Raw genomic sequence first — 16,437 nt, forward strand, 5'->3', positions numbered from 1 at the left:
AACACTCCGTCGGTTCGATCATGGGTCAATCGGCCCGTATCTTATCCGATCGACATGCCCGCTTCGCGCGCGCGATCGATGTCGGGGCTGCGATAGGCGCGCTCCGGAATCTCGGCGAGCCGCGACGCATGCACCTGATGCGGCGCGAGGCCATAGAACTTCTGAAAACTCATGATCAGCGGCGACCACTTGTCCGGATCGATGTGGTCCGGACGGCCGTCCATCAGCAGGTCCGGATGGACGTGAACGCGCTGGATGCGCACCTCGAACACGCGGATGCGGTCGCGCAGGTCGGGTGCATCGTCGCCGATGCCGTGCGTGGCGGCGACCACCGCTTCCAGATGCACCGGACATTCGAGCGCGCGCGGCGGTGCGATGGTCTGCGATGCCGTTTCGGTGAGCCCGGCGGTGCCGAACTTGTCCGGCTCGTATACGTAGCCGCGTGCCTGCTTCGACTCGGGCACCGGATGCGTGCCCGTCGTGCGCGCGATGCGATCGACAGCCGGCGCCTGTGCGGCCGACGGCAGGTTCAGCACGCATTCGCCGGTGCGCATCAGGTTATGCGTCGTCTGCGAGCTGGCGGCGAGCCCGAGCATGCAGCGCCAGCCGAGCCAGAACGCGGACGACATCGGCGCAAGATTGGCCGTGCCGTCCGGATTCAGCGTGCTGATCAGCACGACGGGCGTGCCGAAATAGAGGATGTTGGGTTCGGTGACGCGATGCGGAGCATTCATGGTCGGTCCTTCGTTGACGGGATCAGTTCACATGCTGATCGCATCGCGGCCTCGCGGCGCTCCGATTCTTGTCATGTCATTCGAGCGGCGCGGTGCGCACGGCCGCTTGCTCGGCGCGCCCGCCGCCGGCATCGCGCGTGCTTTTCCGCTAGAGTGGGAAATCGAAGGTCGCATGTGCCGCCCACGCCGGCACGCGGCGGCCACGTTCCACCGTTCCACCATTGCACACGAGGGCCCGATGGACATCGAGCAACGCTACACCGCCAACGCGCCGACGCGCGCGGAAGTCGACGCACTGGCCGGTGCGACCGTCATCGAATTCGGCGCGAACTGGTGCGGAATTTGCGCGGGCGCGCAGCCCGCGATCGCCGCGTCGTTCTCCGCGCATCCGGCCGTGCGGCACCTGAAGATCGAGGATGGCCCGGGCCGGCCGCTCGGCCGTTCGTTCGGCGTGAAGCTGTGGCCGACGCTGGTATTCCTGCGCGACGGGGTCGAAGTCGCGCGCGTCGTGCGCCCGACCGATGCCGGGCAGATCGAGGCCGACGGCTTCGCCGCGCTCGCCTGAGGCCGTCATGCAACAGGCCATCACGCATATCGGCGTCGACGCGCGCGGTAGCGGCCTCGTCGAGTTCACGCCGCAAGTGCGCGCGTTCGTCGACCAGCAGGCGATCCGCACCGGGCTGCTGACCGTGTTCTGCCGTCATACGTCCGCGTCGCTGCTGATCCAGGAAAATGCGGATCCTTCCGTGCAGCGCGATCTCGAACGTTACTTCGCGACGCTCGCGCCCGAGGACGACACGCGCTACGAGCACGACACCGAAGGGCCCGACGACATGCCGGCGCATCTGCGCACGGCGCTTACGCAAGTGCAACTGTCGATCCCGATCGAGCATGGACGCATGGTGTTCGGCACGTGGCAGGGCATCTATCTGTTCGAGCATCGCCGCGCCGCGCATCGGCGCGACATCGTGCTGCATTTGATCGGCGAGTAAGCGGGAACGCGCAACGGGTGGCCAGAAGGCGTCCGTCACGCATCGCGGCCACGCTCAGCCGAGCAGCTTCTCGACGAGCGCGCCGAGTTCGCGCAGGTGAACGGGCTTCGGCAGGAATTCGTCGAACACCCGCTGGTTCTCGCGCAGCGCTGCGGACTCGTATGCGCTGACACCGAGAATCGACGGAAACTTTCCGTCGTCGTTCGGTTGCGCGACCGTCCGGATGCGGCGCGCGACTTCGAAGCCGCTCAGGTCCGGCAGTTCGAGATCGAGCACGACGAGGTCGTAATGCGTTTCGCCGAAACGGGCGACGCCCTCCTGCCCGGTGCCGCACAGATCCGCGTCGAGGCCGAGCGCCGACAGCATCGCCCCGAGCGTTTCGCGCGCGTTGTCGTTGTCGTCGACCACGAGCGCGCGGCGGTTGCGATGCGCGGGGGCGGCCGGCCATGCGGGCGCGTCGCCGGTCGTTTCGCCGGCATCCGGCACCTCGGCCGGCAGCGTCACGATGAACTCGCTGCCTTCGCCGACGACGCTGCGCACGTCCACGTGGCCGCGCAGCGTCGTCACGATCTCGCGCACGACCGCGAGTCCCATCCCGATTCCGTCCACATGCAGGCCGACCGCATCGTTCGCGCGGTAGAACGGCTCGAAGATTTTCGACAGATGCTGCTTCGCGATACCGGCGCCCGTGTCCCGCACGGCGAGTTTCAGTTGCCGGCCGGCCGGCGCGTCGACGAGCATGATCGAAACGTCGATCGATCCATCGACGGTGTATTTCACCGAATTCTCGATCAGATTCGACAGCACCTGGCGCAACAACTTGCGATCGGAGCGGATCGCGAGGTCGCGAGGCTCGACGCGCTGCGCGACGGCGATCCGCTTGGCCGCGATCTTCTCGCGCAGCGGATCGAGCACCTCGGCGAGCAGCGAGGCCATGCCGACCGTTTCGGTTTCGGCGAGGCGCTTGGTCGAGCGCAGCTTGATGTAATCGGTCAGATCCTTGACCAGCGCTTCGAGCGACGACGCGGAATTCTGCAGCCGCCGGATCGTCTTCAGGTTCGCGTCGGACTGCGGCCGCGCGAGCAGGATCTCGATCGAACCGCAGATCGCCTGCAGCGGCGTGCGCAGTTCATGGCTGACCATCCCGAGGAACGCGTTCTTCGCCTCGATCATCTCGAATGCGCGATCGGATGCCTTGCGCTCCGCATCGAGCGCCGCGTCCTGTCGTTCGAGCAGGTCGTCGCGCGTGCGCATCGTATAGAACAGCAGCAGGAACAGCGCGCACAGGATCACGCCGAGGATGATGCCGAGCGACAGGATCGCCCGCTGCTTTTCCTTCAGCTGATGGAACGTGAAGTCGCGCTGCGCCATCTCGATCGCGCGGAAATAGTTCGCGAGGCCGTTGACCTTCGGCCAGTACGCGCTGACGTCGTCGATCACGTGCGGCGCATCCTTTGGCGCGTCGCGCAGCAGCGGCACGTCGTGCTTCAGGCGCGCCATGAATGCGCCGAGCACCGCGATTTCGGCACGCGCGCGCGGGATGCGCAGCCAGTATTCGGACACTTCGGACGGCCGCTGCAGGAACCCGAACGACACCGACAGGCTGTCGAGCTGCATCTGCACGTGGTCGAAGTCGTCGTCCACATGCGTCGAGTAGAGGATCAACTGGCGCTCGAAGCGCGTGTAGGCGTTGCGATATTGCGCGGCCGTCCAGAACACGCCTTCGCGCGGTCCTTCGAGCACGCCCTCGTTGACCGAGGTCGCGAGCAGGTCCCACAGCAGGAATGCCCATGCGGCGAATCCCAGGATCCACAACGATCCCAGGATGAGAATGAGTTTTCTGTTCTTCCACCGCCCGCGCATCATGTCGCGCGCTTACTTCACGGTCAGGCCGATGATCTGCCATGCGAACTTGGCTTCGCCGAGCGGCGTCTTCAGCTCGTCCGGATACTGGTCGCGCGGATACATGATCCACAGCGGGCCGTAGTTGTCGTTGCCGAGCACCTTGCCGTTCATCGTGCGCGCGAGGATCACGCCGTACTTGTCGGCATCCGACACGGGGATCGTGAACGTATATTCGTCGATGCAGCGGAACTCGATCTGTGTGCCGTGCGCGTCGACCGTCTTCAGCACGTCGGACAGGCGCGGGCCGGTGAAGGTCGCTTTTGGCGTCCAGCTCGTCGACGTGACGATCGTGTGCTGCGGCAGCGCCATCAGCGCCTGCTCGGTAAAGACGAACGTCGTCTTGCCGGGCTGGTTGCTGCGGCCGATCTTGCCGTCGACGGTGAACGTGAACGACGCGGCCCAGCTCGCGGCGGCCATGCCGAGCAGGCCGGCCATGACCAGGCTCTTGATCCAGATGGTCGAAATTCGCATGTGTTTCCCCTTGATCGTGTTCGTGTGGTGGTCTGTTCGTTTGGTGGTCTCAGCTCGCGGCGGCGGCAGTGGCGGCCGGCAGCGTGATCTTCAGTTCGCGCGCGACTTCGGCGAACAGAATCGGCAGGCGCACAGGCTTTTCCTCGCAGCGCGCGTTGTAGTGCGACACGATGTGCGCGATCTCGTCCTCGCTCGCTTCGCCGGTGGAGATCTTGCCGGTCAGCAGGAAGATCGGCGCGCCGCCGTTCTCGCTCGAGCGGATGCCGCGCACGAGCTCGGCGGCCGTCTGGTCGCCCAGCATCCAGTCGAGGATGTAGCCGTCGAAATCCTCGACTTCCAGCGCCTTGCGGAACGACGCGCCGTCATGGTACGGAATCGCGTTTACGCCTTTTTCGATGAAGTATTCGCACACGGTTTCGGCGACGTCCCGCGAATCGTCGACCACCGCGATCCGCGCCGCGTACACGGTCGGCTGGCTCGAGCGCAATTCGATGACGTCGACCGGATAGAGGCGGCCTTCGCGCGCGTGCTGGCGTTCGGTGACGATCCATTCGCCCTGCCACTGCAGCGCGACGAAATCCGTTTCGATCTGGCTGCTGGCCTTCGCCGAGATCGCCGCGCGGCAGCGGAGACGGCGCGACTCGATCACGAGTGTCGCGTCGATCATCTCGGCGGCGGCCGGCTGCGTGCCCTTGTCATCGAGCAGGATCGCGGGCGGCACGCCGAAGTGCGTCGCGATGTCCTGCAACTGCGACAGGTTCCACGGGATCAGGCCTTTCATCTTGCGCGTGACGACCGAGAAACTGAGACCCAGCACGTTCGCGATGGTCGTGTTGTGACTGCGCGGCGGGATGCCGTTGCGCGTCAGCAGATCGCGCACCTTGGTTGCGGTAATAAGATCGGCATTGGCCTGCTCGCTATTGGGCATTTCGACGGGGTCTCCTGGTTTTAGCGACGAAGAGCATATTCAAAAGTGACGCGATGTGCAAACTTTGAAATCGCGAATCATCTTGACATGCCATTTTTCTCCATTATTATTGCTCACCGCGTCACTATTGTTTGTTGCGTCAGTTTTTGGAGGCTTTGTCGACAAGGTCGACCCGGCGAAAAGCGGCAACCAGCGCGTGACTGAACGATTGGAAGAGAGCTTGAAAAGAGCCTGAGAGAGCCTTGGACTGCGTGTCGGCGTGGGTGAATTGTATTCGCCTCGCCGCGCGCAAGCCGGGTATGCGCTCGCGGGATGGGATAGCGCGAAGCAATGCGGCGCAAATAATACGTGGGGAAAGTAAAAATGGTTCGCCGTTTACTGACGCCGGAGAGGCGACAGTCGACTGCGTGCGGGCAGGAGCTGCCGGTCACGGGCAGTGCGGTGCGGATCTGAGATGACGCCGGGTGTTCCGGTCGCCATAAAGATCAGGTTTCCTATCAAAGTGCGCGCGCGGCCGGCCAGATCGCCGCGCCACAAGGCCGCTCGACTGCGACCAACTGCTGCGCTCGCATGAGCACTGCGGCCCGGCCGGCTCGAAGCGGCCGTCCAGTGGAAATCGGCAAGAGGCGTCACACCGGCTGAGGCGGCGCCCACTTCACGCCTGCCTCGCCGGTCTCTATCGCACTTCGAGCTCAACCTTCCCGAAAAATCCCGCTGTACGCGCTCAACGCCGGCACCCCGCCAAGGTGCGCATACAGCACCTTCGACCCCGGCTCGAATTCCCCGCGCCGCACCTTGTCGATCATCCCGTGCATCGATTTCCCTTCATAGACGGGATCCGTCAGCACGCCTTCCAGCCGCGCACAGAGACGAATCGCCTCCAGCGTGCCATCGTTCGGCAGTCCGTATTCCGGCCCGGCATAGCGCGTGTCGAGCACGACGTCCTTCTCTTCGATATCGCGCCGCAGCCCGACCAGCTCGGCCGTGTGCCGGGCGATGCGCGTGATCTGTTCATGCGTGCGCTCAGGCGTTGCCGACGCGTCGATGCCGATCACGCGGTCCGCGCGTCCGTCGGCTGCGAAGCCGACGACCATCCCCGCCTGCGTGCTGCCCGTGACCGAGCAGACCACGACGTAATCGAACTTGAACCCGAGTTGCGCTTCCTGCTCGCGCACTTCTTCCGCGAAGCCGACGAATCCGAGCCCGCCGAGCGGATGCTCGGAACACCCGGCAGGAATCGGATACGGCTTGCCGCCCGCCTGCCGCACGCTTTCCATCGCTTCTTCCCAGCTGCGGCGAATGCCGATGTCGAAGCCGTCGGCGACGAGCCGCACGTCGGCGCCCATCATCCGTGACAGCTGGATGTTCCCGACGCGGTCGTACACCGGATCCTCGTAGTTGACCCAGTGCTCCTGCACGAGCACGCACTTCATCCCGAGATGCGCGGCGACCGCCGCGACCTGGCGGGTCTGGTTCGACTGCACGCCGCCGATCGATACGAGCGTGTCGGCGCCTTGCGCAAGCGCGTCGGGGACGAGGTATTCGAGCTTGCGCGTCTTGTTGCCGCCGAACGCGAGGCCGCTGTTGCAGTCCTCGCGCTTCGCATACAGCTCGACCCTGCCGCCGAGGTGCGCGCTCAGGCGCTTGAGCGGCTGGATCGGCGTCGGGCCGAACGTGAGCGGATAACGCGGGAAACGTTGCAGGTTCATCGGCAAGCTCCGAAAGGCGATGGGCGGGATTCGAAACGGTCGGGTGCGGCAGTCGCGCCGTGTTCCGATGGAAAAATGATAGGCACGACCGCGCAAAATGAGCTTGCGAAATAAATAACGACGGCCTACGTTATCGATGATATTTCTGCTAATTAGATAATTTTGGTTCGCAAAATGCACGAGTAACGCAATGAAATTAGATCGCGACAATGCAGCGCCTGGCGATGCAGCGCCGGTGCTCGACCGCATCGACCGCGCGATCCTGCGGCAGTTGCAGCAGGACGCATCGATCTCGAACGTGCGCCTCGCCGCGAAGGTGAAGCTCAGCGCGCCGGCGTGCCTGCGGCGCGTCGAACGGTTGAAGGAGATGGGATTGATCCGCGGCATCGTCGCGCTGCTCGACCCGAGGCCGCTGGGTGCCGGGATGCTGGTCGTGATCGGCTTCGTGCTCGATCGTTCGACGCCGGAGGCATTCGCCGAATTCGAGAAGGCTGCGCAGAAGGTGTCCGGGTGTGTCGAATGTCACGTCGTGACCGGCGAATTCGATTACTTCATGCTGGTCCGCACGCGCGACAACGAGAGCTTCAACCGCCTGCATGCGGAACAGCTGCTGTACCTGCCCGGCGTGCGGCAGGTGCGCTCGTTCATGGTACTCAAGGAGATTCTGTCGACGCATGCGCTGCCGGTGTAGCGCATCGCGACGTCGCCGGGTGCGCTGGCTGCGTTGACGGCGTGCCGAGCGACCGAAGAAGTGAGCGCCACCCCGCATGGCCGAGCGTCGCGCAGAAAGCAATCCGGTGCTGCGCTTGGCGGAGCCACGGCGCCGCGCCCGTCCGCGGCCGCGTCGCCACGCGTGACGCCTGCGTCGCCACGCGTGACGCCTGCGTCGTCACGACGCCGCGCGGCGCGATCGCGTATGCTCGTTCCGTCAGCGGCGACGGCGGCTGCCGTGGCCGGATCAATCGTGTGACGACAGATCAACGAGCGAGGGCATGATGGCTAGACAGACGATGGCGGAATATCTGGCGAAGACGCTGGCGGCAGCGGGCATCGAGCGCATCTGGGGGGTGACGGGCGACAGCCTGAACGGGCTGTCGTTCAGCCTGAGCCAGATCGGCTCGATTCGCTGGATGCATACGCGGCACGAGGAGAGCGCGGCGTTTGCCGCCGGCGCGGATGCCGCGTCGACCGGGCGGCTCGCGGTTTGCGCAGGCAGTTGCGGCCCCGGCAACCTGCACCTGATCAACGGCCTCTACGACTGCCACCGCAATCACCAGCCGGTGCTCGCGATCGCCGCGCACATTCCATCGACCGAGATCGGCCTCGGCTACTTCCAGGAAACCCACCCGCAGGAACTGTTCCGCGAGTGCAGTCACTTCGCGGAACTCGTGACGAACGCATCGCAGTTCCCGCGCGTGCTCGCGCGCGCGATGCGCACCGCGATCGAGGAGCGCGGCGTCGCGGTGATCGTGCTGCCGGGCGACATCGCGCTCGGCGACGGCCCGGAAGAAGCACCCGCGTGGAGCGAGTCGGCGCCGCCGTCGATCCTGCCGGCCGACGCCGATCTCGACCGGCTCGCGGTGCTGCTCAACGGCTCCGACGCGGTCACGCTGCTGTGCGGCAGCGGCACGCAGGGCGCGCACGACGAGGTGGTCGCGCTGGCCGACACGCTCGGTGCGCCGGTCGTGCATGCGCTGCGCGGCAAGCAGTTCGTCGAATGGGACAACCCGTTCGACGTCGGAATGACGGGGTTGATCGGCTTCAGCTCGGGCTATCACGCGATGGAATCGTGCGACACGCTGCTGATGCTCGGCACGGACTTCCCGTACCGGCCGTTCTATCCGACGAATGCGAAGATCGTGCAGATCGACTGGAAGGGCTCGCAACTTGGCCATCGCGCGCCGCTCGCGCTCGGGCTCGTCGGCACCGTGAAGGAAACGATCGCGGCGCTGTTGCCGCGCCTCACGCGCAAGACGCAGCGGCGCTTCCTCGAGAACGCGCTGAAGCACTACGCGGCCGCCCGCAAGGGGCTCGACGATCTCGCGGTGGCCGAGCCGCCGGGCCGCGCGATTCATCCGCAATACCTGACGAAGATCGTCGACGAAGTCGCGGCCGACGACGCCATCTTCACGGCCGACGTCGGCACGCCGACGCTATGGGCCGCGCGCTACCTGACGATGAACGGCAAGCGACAGCTGCACGGCTCGTTCAATCACGGTTCGATGGCGAACGCGATGCCGCAGGCGCTCGGCGTGCAGGGCGCGCATCCGGGGCGGCAGGTCGTGTCGCTGTCGGGCGACGGCGGGCTGTCGATGCTGCTCGGCGATCTGCTGACTGCTCGCCAGCTCAATCTGCCGATCAAGATCGTCGTCTACAACAACAGCCTGCTCGGCTTCGTGTCGATGGAGCTGAAGGCGGCCGGCTACCTCGACACGAACGTCGATCTGAGCCCGACCGACTTCGCGGCGATCGCGAAGGGCGCGGGGATCTTCAGCGTGCGCGTCGAGCATTCGGAGAATGTCGAGCACGCGCTGCGCACCGCGTTCGCGCACGACGGGCCGGCGGTCATCGACGTCGTCACGTCGAAGTACGAACTGGCGATGCCGCCGAAGATCGAGATCGCACATGCGAAGGGCTTCAGCCTGTTCATGCTGCGCGCGATCCTCAGCGGTCGCGGCGACGAGATCGTCGAACTCGCGCGGACCAACCTGCGGTGACGCGGCCGGGGCGGCGCGAACCGTCAGTTGTCCGACGGGTTTGCGCCGGAAGCCGTCCATTCGCGCACGGCGTCGATGAACAGCCGCAGCGCGGCGGGCGGATGCCGGTTCGCAGGATAGTAGAGGCACAGGCTGTCGAACGTCTGCTCCCATTCAGGCAACACGCGCACGAGCCGGCCGTCGGCCAGTTGCTCCGCGACGCGCTCATGCGTGACCCACGCGATGCCGATGCCGGCGAGTGCCGCATCCACCATCAGGCTCAGATTGCCGAGCGTCATTGGCCCGTCGACGTCGACGCTCACGCGCTTGCCGTCGCGCATCAGGTCCCATCGATAGAGCGCGCCGCTTTCGAAGCGGAACCGGATGCATCGGTGTCGCGCGAGATCCTGCGGCGTGTCAGGCGCCGGGTGCCGCGCCAGGTAGTCGGGCGACGCGACCGCGACGAAGCGGACCGCGTCGCCGAAGCGCACGGCGATCATGTCGCGCGGCACGTCCTCGCGCACGCGGATGCCCGCGTCGAAGCCGTGTTCGACGATGTCGATGAGCCGCGAATCGACGACGAACTCCACATGAATGTCCGGGTAGCGCGCAACGAAACCGGGCAGCACATGCCGAATCAGCGGGCGCGACGCGGATTCCGACGCGCTGATCCGGATCTGGCCGGACGGCCGGTTGCGGGCGGTCGCGGCATCGTTCATCGCATCCTCGAGATCGGCGACGGCGGGCCGCACGCGCAACAGCAACTGTTCGCCGGCCTCGGTCAGCGCGACCGAGCGGGTCGTGCGGTTGAACAGCCGCACGCCGAGCCGCGCTTCGAGATGGCGGATCGCATGACTCAGCGCCGACGGCGACACGCCCAGGATGCGGGCCGCGCCGCTGAAGCTGCGCTGTTCCGCGATCGTGATGAAGGTCGTGAGTTCGCCGAGGCCAGTGCGCAGCATTGATGAAATTTCCTCAATAACGCATGAAATGGTACGCCGATTGTTGAGAGGTATCCATCAACCTACACTCGGTTCCTCGGCATCCCGTCGATCGTCTTCACCTTTCTGCAGGGGAAATTCATGCAAAAGCGCATGCTTGGAAAGAGCGGCCTCGAAGTCTCGGCAATCGGGCTCGGCTGCATGGGATTGAGCTACGGTTACGGCCCGGCCGTCGACAAGGCGAGCGGTATCGCGCTGATTCGCGCGGCGTTCGAATGCGGCGTGACCTTCTTCGATACGGCCGAGGCGTACGGCCCGTTCGTCAACGAGGAACTGGTGGGCGAGGCGGTGGCGCCGTTTCGTGACCAGGTCGTGATCGCGACCAAGTTCGGATTCGAGGACGGCGAGCCGATGAAGGGCGTCGATAGCCGGCCGTCGCGGATCCGTGCAGTGGCGGATGCTGCACTCAAGCGGCTGAAGGTCGACCGCATCGATCTGTTCTATCAGCATCGCGTGGATCCGAACGTGCCGATCGAGGACGTCGCGGGCACCGTCAAGGACCTGATCGGCGAAGGCAAGGTGGCGCACTTCGGACTGTCGGAAGCCGGTGAGCAGACGATTCGCCGCGCGCACGCCGTGCAGGCCGTCACGGCGCTGCAAAGCGAGTATTCGCTGTGGTGGCGCGAGCCGGAGGAGCGCATCCTGCCGACGCTCGAGGAGCTCGGCATCGGCTTCGTTGCATTCAGCCCGCTCGGCAAGGGTTTCCTGACCGGGGCGATCGATGCGAGCACGACGTTCGATGCGACCGATTTCCGCAATATCGTGCCGCGTTTCTCGGAAGAAAACCGCAAGGCCAACGCGGGCCTCGTTGACTTGCTCGGCCGAATCGCGGCCGACAAGGACGTGACGCGCGCGCAGATCGCGCTCGCGTGGCTACTGGCCCGCAAGCCGTGGATCGTGCCGATCCCGGGCACGACGAAGCTGCATCGGCTCGATGAAAACGTGGGCGCGGCCGAGGTGGCGCTGACGACCGGCGAACTGTCGGCGATCGAGGCGGCACTGCGGCAGATCACGATCGTCGGCGAGCGGTATCCCGCGCAGCTTCAGCAGCGCGTCGATCGCTGATCGGGCGGCCGTCGGTGGTACGGCCCGCATCGGCGGCGCAATCAGGGACAATCTTCACGTCGCCTTAAGTTTGCATTTCCTAGAATCGATTGATCGCCGCGCCAGCGCGGCTGACCGATTTGTTCAGGAGGATGCACGTGAAAGAGCCCCGTGTCGTCGTAGCCCTGTTACAGGCAATCATTGGCACGCCGAAGCTGAAGGCGCAACCGCGCAAGGTCGGCCGATGACCTGGCCGAACGCGTTGCGTGTCTCGGCACTATTCGTGCGCGAGTGGGTCGGCCGCCCGGCCGCGGTGGGCGCGTTATGCCCGAGTTCGCGGCATCTGGCCCGCGAGATGGCCGATGCGGTGCCGGATGGCGACGGGCTCGTCGTCGAGCTCGGCGGCGGCACCGGCGCGATCACCGCGGCGTTGCTCGAACGCGGCGTCGCGCCACGGCGCCTCGTCGTGGTCGAACGGTCGCCGGCGTTCGTGCAGCACCTGCGACGCCGCTTTCCCGGTATCTCGATCGTGTCGGGCGACGCGCGGCAGCTCGAGCGGCTGCTGCCGCCCGACGCGGCGGTCGATGCGATCGTGTCCTGCCTGCCGCTGCGCACGCTGCCGCGCCAGGACGTGACGGCGATCGTCGGACAGTGCGAGCGCGTGCTGTCGGTCGATGGCGTGATGATCCAGTTCACTTACGATTTGCGCGTGCCCGAGCGTCACCCGCTGCGCGATCCGGCATTTGTTGCCGATGCCAGCCGGATCGTGTGGGCAAATATTCCGCCTGCGCGCATCGTCACGATGCGCCGGGCCGCGATCGGACAGGTGGCGTGATGCCTGCATCGTGGCGCGCTTCCTTTCATTGACCCTGCGAATGTTGGCGGTCGAGCGGCGTCGCGTAGCTGCGCGCGATCAGGTCGCCCGAAAGGAAACGACATCCGGCATGAAAGGCGCCGGACGTTGACGCGGCGCACATGTAACGGTGGATCGTGGGGGGGTGTCGTGTCCGCGTTCACGCAGCGCCCACATGATCTGCGATGAATCACGTTGCGCCGCATCGTCGCGGCGCGAAACAAAAAAACCGCCGGCAGGCGTGCGCCTGCGGGCGGGCAAAGACACCACGGCAGACCCGCGCGGGTGTCGCGTGAAGACGGCGAGACGCGTCAGAACTTGTGGCGCAGCGCGAGCCGCACGGCCACCTGATTCGACGTCGACGACGGCGCGTCGGTGCCGGGGATGAACGCCTGGTCGAGAATCGATCCGGTCTTGTCGCCGGCGATGTGCTGGTACGCGGCCTGCACGTACACGTCGGTCCGCTTCGACAGGTTGTAGTCGGCCATCAGCCCGACCGAGTGGATCTTCGGCTTCGCGTCGCCGGTCGACGCGTCGTATTTCTCGAGCGACAGCACGTACTGCGCACCGACCATGAACGCCGGCGTGATCTGGTACGCGCCGTTCACTTCGAAATTCTGGTACTTGATCGCGCTGACCGTCGCACCCGGCGCGATGATTGCCCCCGGCGTGCCGAGATAGCCGTTGCCCGTCGGGTTCTTGTAGTTCGAGTTCGTGTACGCGAAGCCGACCGTCGCCGGGCCGAACGTGTAATTGATGCCCGCGCCGAACACGCGCATGCGCTCGGCGATGTAGCTGGCGTCGTTCGCGGTGATCGCGCCGGCCGAGCCGTCGCCGGGGCGGTTCGCCTGCAGATATGCGGCGCCGATCAGCAGCCCGTTGTTCTGGTATTGCGCGCCGAAGCTGTATGCGCGATTGTCCGAGAAGCTCGTGCTGTTGCTGAAGCTGTATGCGCCGCCGAACTGGAAGCCGCCGAAGTTCGGGCTCGCGTACTTCACCGTGTTGTCGAGGCGGAACGAGTTGTCGGTGTTGTCGTTGTCGAACGGGTGCGCGAGCAGGTAGCCGCCCCAGTTGCCATTGGCGGTGGTCGGCGCGAGATAGTCGACGACGGAGTCGTACTGGCGACCGAAGGTCAGCGTGCCGTACTGCGCCTGGCTCAGGCCGACATAGGCTTGCCGACCGAACATGCGGCCGCCCTGGTTGAGCCGGCCGCTGTTGACGTCGAAGCCGTTCTCGAGCTGGAAGATCGCCTTCAGGCCGCCGCCGAGATCCTCGTTGCCCTTCAGGCCCCAGCGGCTGCCCTGCGCATAGCCGCTCGCCATTTCGTAGACGTGGCCGGTGCCGACGTTGTTCGTGTAGTTGAGGCCTTCGTCGATCACGCCGTACAGCGTGACGCTGCTCTGCGCGAAGGCGGGCGACGCGAAGGCTGCGGTGACGGCGAGCGCGGTCAGTTTCCTGTTCATTGAGATCTCCGGGTATCCAGCTTGTATCGGTTGTCGTGAGCGCGTCCGGTGAGGCGCGTCCCGTCATCCTGGGCGAAGCGGCGCGGCGCGCACGACACCGGTCCGCGCGAGCGCGGCGGCGTGCCGGCGGGCGGCGTCCGGTCCTGTCTCCTCCGATGACACCGCGCATTGTTCCGAAGCCGAACCGGAACCGAAAGCGAGTAATTTCGATGGATGGAATCGGGTTCGCCGATGGAGGGCGACGGCCGGTTTCGACTACCGGAACGGCCCGCAGCGGCCGCGCTCCGACGCCGGTCGGCCAACGGCGGGACGCGGGCGCGACGTGTCCGGGCGAGGCCGGGAATGCCCTCGCAGAACCGGCCGGGAGGCCCGGCCGGCGGGCCTGACGGCGCTGCCGGCGATCGATTGGCGTGGCCGATTGCAATGATCGGAATTACTCGTTTCCCTAAACATATCGGCGGCTCGACCATGCAGGCTGACCGGACGTGGACGGATACGCGATTCGCCGGTCGCCGCGCATGCCGCGACGCACAAACAACAGATTCGATTTGGAGACGACCCACCATGCAGATTCGACGACTGAGCACGGCGCTTCTTGCCGCCGCGACGATCCTGACCGCGCCCGCGGCCCATGCGGCCGGCGGCGCGTGCGCAGACGGCAAGACGGTCCATTTCGCGGGCATCACGTGGGAAAGCGGATCGTTCGCGACCGAGGTGCTGCGGCAGATCATGGAGAAGGGCTACGGCTGCAAGACCGACGTCGTGCCGGGCAGCACGGCCGCGACGGAAACGGCGCTCGCGCGCAACGATCTGCAGATCTGGGCCGAACAGTGGACGGGCCGCAGCGAGATCACCGCGAAGGCTGTCGCGTCGGGCGCCGTGAAGCTGATCGGCGACACGCTGCCGGGCGGCACGACGGAAGGCTGGTTCGTGCCCGAGTACGTGGTGAAGGGCGACCCGGCGCGCAACATCAAGCCGGTCGCGCCCGGGCTCGCGTCGGTCGACGATCTGCCCAAGTTCAAGCAGGTGTTCGCCGACGAGGAGGAGCCGGACAAGGGCCGGTTCCTGAACTGCCCGACCGGTTGGGACTGCGAGCGCGTGAACACGCGCCTGCTGAAGGTGCTGAAGCTCGACCAGTCGTACACGAACTTCCACCCGGGCACGGGCGCGGCGCTCGACGCGGCGATCGCGTCCGCGTACCAGCGCGGTGCGCCCATCGTGTTCTATTACTGGGGCCCGGCCGCGCTGATGGCGAAATACAAGTTCGCGGCGCTGAAGATGCCGGCCTATAACGAAGCATGCTGGAAGACGCTGCGCGACGAGAGCAGCACGCACCAGTGCGCGTCGTCGTACATGGTGTCGCGGCTGACTGTCGGCGTGTCGAAGCCGTTCGCCGACGCAAACCCCGATCTCGTCGGCGTGTTCGGCAAGGTGCGCTTTCCGATGGATTTCCTGAACCAGACGATCCTCGAGATGACCACGAAGAAGATCGACGGCGCGGCGATGGCCACGCAGTTCCTGAAGACGCGTCCGGACATGTGGAAGCAGTGGGTGCCGGCCGACGTCGCGCAGAAGATCGCCGGCAGCCTGAAAGGCGCGTAACCTGCGCGCGGCGGCGGGCTTGTGCCCGCTGCCGCCGTCACGCGCCTTCGCGGCGCGACGGAGAATCATCATGAACGGCTTCTTCCTCCACCTGTCGATCGCCGACTGGGTCAACGGCGCGCTCGAGACGTTCGTCGCGCAATACGGCGACAGCTTCCATCACTTCAGCGCGCTGCTGTTGCGCTACCTGCTCGTGCCGCTCGAAGGCGCGCTGCGGGTGGCGCCGCCGTGGCTCGTGCTGCTCGTGGTCGGTGCGATCGCGTGGAACGCGACGCGCCGCATCGGCCTCGGCGCGCTCTTCATGCTACTGCTTTACGCGATCGGCTGCTTCGGCCTGTGGGACAAGCTGATGCAGACGCTCGCGCTGATGCTCGTCGCAACGGTGCTGTCGGTCGCGATCGGCGTGCCGATCGGCATTCTCGCGTCGCGCAGCCCGTGGCTGCGCCGGCTGCTGCTGCCCGTGCTCGACGTGATGCAGACGCTGCCGAGCTTCGTCTACCTGATTCCGGTGCTGATGCTGTTCGGGCTCGGCAAGGTGCCGGCCATCCTCGCGACGATCATCTACGCATTGCCGCCGCTGATCCGGCTCACCGATCTCGGCATCCGCCAGGTCGATCCGGACGTGACCGAAGCCGCGCGCGCGTTCGGTACGACGCGCTGGCAGCTGCTCGTGAACGTGCAGTTGCCGCTCGCGCGGCCGAGCATCATGGCCGGCATCAACCAGACGACGATGATGGCGCTGTCGATGGTCGTGATCGCGTCGATGATCGGCTCGCGCGGGCTCGGCGAGGACGTGCTCGCGGGCATCCAGACGCTTGACGTCGGCAAGGGCACGCAGGCCGGCATCGCGATCGTGATCCTCGCGATCGTGATCGACCGCATCAGCCAGGGCTTCGGCCAGGAACGGCGCGCGCGGCGGCGGCTGGCGCAGCAACGCCGCCAGAAAGGCGCGTCGCGCGTGCCGTACCGGCTGCCGCGCAAGGCGGCGCCGTCCGCCACCGATTCGAACCAGCCGGCGCAATCGTCGCGCGCATAGCCA

Annotated in this window: 15 protein-coding genes; 8 read left to right on the plus strand and 7 right to left on the minus strand. The window is 66.1% G+C overall.

Annotated features, from left to right (window positions below; translation table 11 throughout):
• Positions 1 to 41 precede the first annotated feature (41 nt).
• On the minus strand, positions 42 to 734 hold the full coding sequence (locus WI26_RS16190; RefSeq protein WP_069226514.1) for a flavin reductase family protein: 693 nt from the start codon (positions 732 to 734) through the stop codon (positions 42 to 44).
• Between the two features lie 238 nt (positions 735 to 972).
• Between WI26_RS16190 and WI26_RS16195 the strand changes: the two genes are divergently transcribed.
• Positions 973 to 1,299, plus strand: a complete 327-nt coding sequence (locus tag WI26_RS16195) for a thioredoxin family protein (RefSeq protein ID WP_069227746.1) — start codon at positions 973 to 975, stop codon at positions 1,297 to 1,299.
• 7 nt (positions 1,300 to 1,306) lie between these two features.
• Positions 1,307 to 1,726: a secondary thiamine-phosphate synthase enzyme YjbQ gene (locus tag WI26_RS16200; protein ID WP_069226515.1), complete on the plus strand. Its 420-nt coding sequence runs from the start codon at positions 1,307 to 1,309 to the stop codon at positions 1,724 to 1,726.
• Positions 1,727 to 1,780: 54 nt separating this feature from the next.
• Here the strand turns inward: WI26_RS16200 and atsR are convergent, their stop codons facing one another.
• From atsR to WI26_RS16220, 4 genes are all read right to left on the minus strand, one after another.
• Entirely contained in the window at positions 1,781 to 3,592 is a 1,812-nt protein-coding gene (atsR, locus tag WI26_RS16205; RefSeq protein WP_069226516.1) for a hybrid sensor histidine kinase/response regulator AtsR, read from the minus strand.
• Between the two features lie 9 nt (positions 3,593 to 3,601).
• Positions 3,602 to 4,102 carry a molybdopterin-dependent oxidoreductase gene (locus WI26_RS16210; RefSeq protein WP_059464959.1) on the minus strand — a complete coding sequence of 167 codons (501 nt, stop codon included), beginning with the start codon at positions 4,100 to 4,102 and terminating at the stop codon, positions 3,602 to 3,604.
• 49 nt (positions 4,103 to 4,151) lie between these two features.
• A complete protein-coding gene (locus tag WI26_RS16215) occupies positions 4,152 to 5,030 on the minus strand; it encodes a response regulator (protein ID WP_059464960.1) in 879 nt (292 codons plus the stop codon).
• Between the two features lie 692 nt (positions 5,031 to 5,722).
• Positions 5,723 to 6,739 (minus strand): 1-aminocyclopropane-1-carboxylate deaminase, encoded by a 1,017-nt coding sequence (locus WI26_RS16220; protein ID WP_069226517.1) that lies wholly within the window; start codon positions 6,737 to 6,739, stop codon positions 5,723 to 5,725.
• A gap of 190 nt (positions 6,740 to 6,929) precedes the next feature.
• Here WI26_RS16220 and WI26_RS16225 point away from each other — a divergent pair, with 190 nt between their 5' ends.
• Together WI26_RS16225 and poxB are read left to right on the plus strand one after the other, a co-directional pair.
• Positions 6,930 to 7,430, plus strand: coding sequence for an Lrp/AsnC family transcriptional regulator (locus tag WI26_RS16225; RefSeq protein WP_059464962.1), 501 nt, complete (start codon positions 6,930 to 6,932; stop codon positions 7,428 to 7,430).
• Positions 7,431 to 7,734: 304 nt separating this feature from the next.
• The gene (gene poxB, locus WI26_RS16230; protein ID WP_069227747.1) at positions 7,735 to 9,456 is read left to right on the plus strand and encodes a ubiquinone-dependent pyruvate dehydrogenase; all 1,722 of its coding nucleotides are present in this window, start codon (positions 7,735 to 7,737) and stop codon (positions 9,454 to 9,456) included.
• A gap of 23 nt (positions 9,457 to 9,479) precedes the next feature.
• Here the strand turns inward: poxB and WI26_RS16235 are convergent, their stop codons facing one another.
• Positions 9,480 to 10,397 carry a LysR family transcriptional regulator gene (locus WI26_RS16235; RefSeq protein ID WP_069226518.1) on the minus strand — a complete coding sequence of 306 codons (918 nt, stop codon included), beginning with the start codon at positions 10,395 to 10,397 and terminating at the stop codon, positions 9,480 to 9,482.
• 120 nt (positions 10,398 to 10,517) lie between these two features.
• On the opposite strand from WI26_RS16235, the gene WI26_RS16240 reads away from it, so the two are divergent.
• Both WI26_RS16240 and WI26_RS16245 read left to right on the plus strand, forming a co-directional pair.
• The gene (locus WI26_RS16240) at positions 10,518 to 11,501 is read left to right on the plus strand and encodes an aldo/keto reductase (protein ID WP_069226519.1); all 984 of its coding nucleotides are present in this window, start codon (positions 10,518 to 10,520) and stop codon (positions 11,499 to 11,501) included.
• A gap of 223 nt (positions 11,502 to 11,724) precedes the next feature.
• Positions 11,725 to 12,315, plus strand: a complete 591-nt coding sequence (locus tag WI26_RS16245) for a class I SAM-dependent methyltransferase (RefSeq protein ID WP_059464963.1) — start codon at positions 11,725 to 11,727, stop codon at positions 12,313 to 12,315.
• Positions 12,316 to 12,644: 329 nt separating this feature from the next.
• Here the strand turns inward: WI26_RS16245 and WI26_RS16250 are convergent, their stop codons facing one another.
• Complete coding sequence (locus WI26_RS16250; protein ID WP_059509918.1) at positions 12,645 to 13,796, minus strand: porin; 1,152 nt, start codon at positions 13,794 to 13,796, stop codon at positions 12,645 to 12,647.
• Positions 13,797 to 14,360: 564 nt separating this feature from the next.
• On the opposite strand from WI26_RS16250, the gene WI26_RS16255 reads away from it, so the two are divergent.
• Positions 14,361 to 15,398, plus strand: a complete 1,038-nt coding sequence (locus tag WI26_RS16255; protein WP_069226520.1) for an ABC transporter substrate-binding protein — start codon at positions 14,361 to 14,363, stop codon at positions 15,396 to 15,398.
• A gap of 70 nt (positions 15,399 to 15,468) precedes the next feature.
• Positions 15,469 to 16,434: an ABC transporter permease gene (locus tag WI26_RS16260; protein WP_059464966.1), complete on the plus strand. Its 966-nt coding sequence runs from the start codon at positions 15,469 to 15,471 to the stop codon at positions 16,432 to 16,434.
• Positions 16,435 to 16,437: the final 3 nt, after the last annotated feature.

Origin of the sequence: Burkholderia diffusa (assembly GCF_001718315.1) — a bacterium.
Lineage (GTDB): Bacteria > Pseudomonadota > Gammaproteobacteria > Burkholderiales > Burkholderiaceae > Burkholderia > Burkholderia diffusa_B.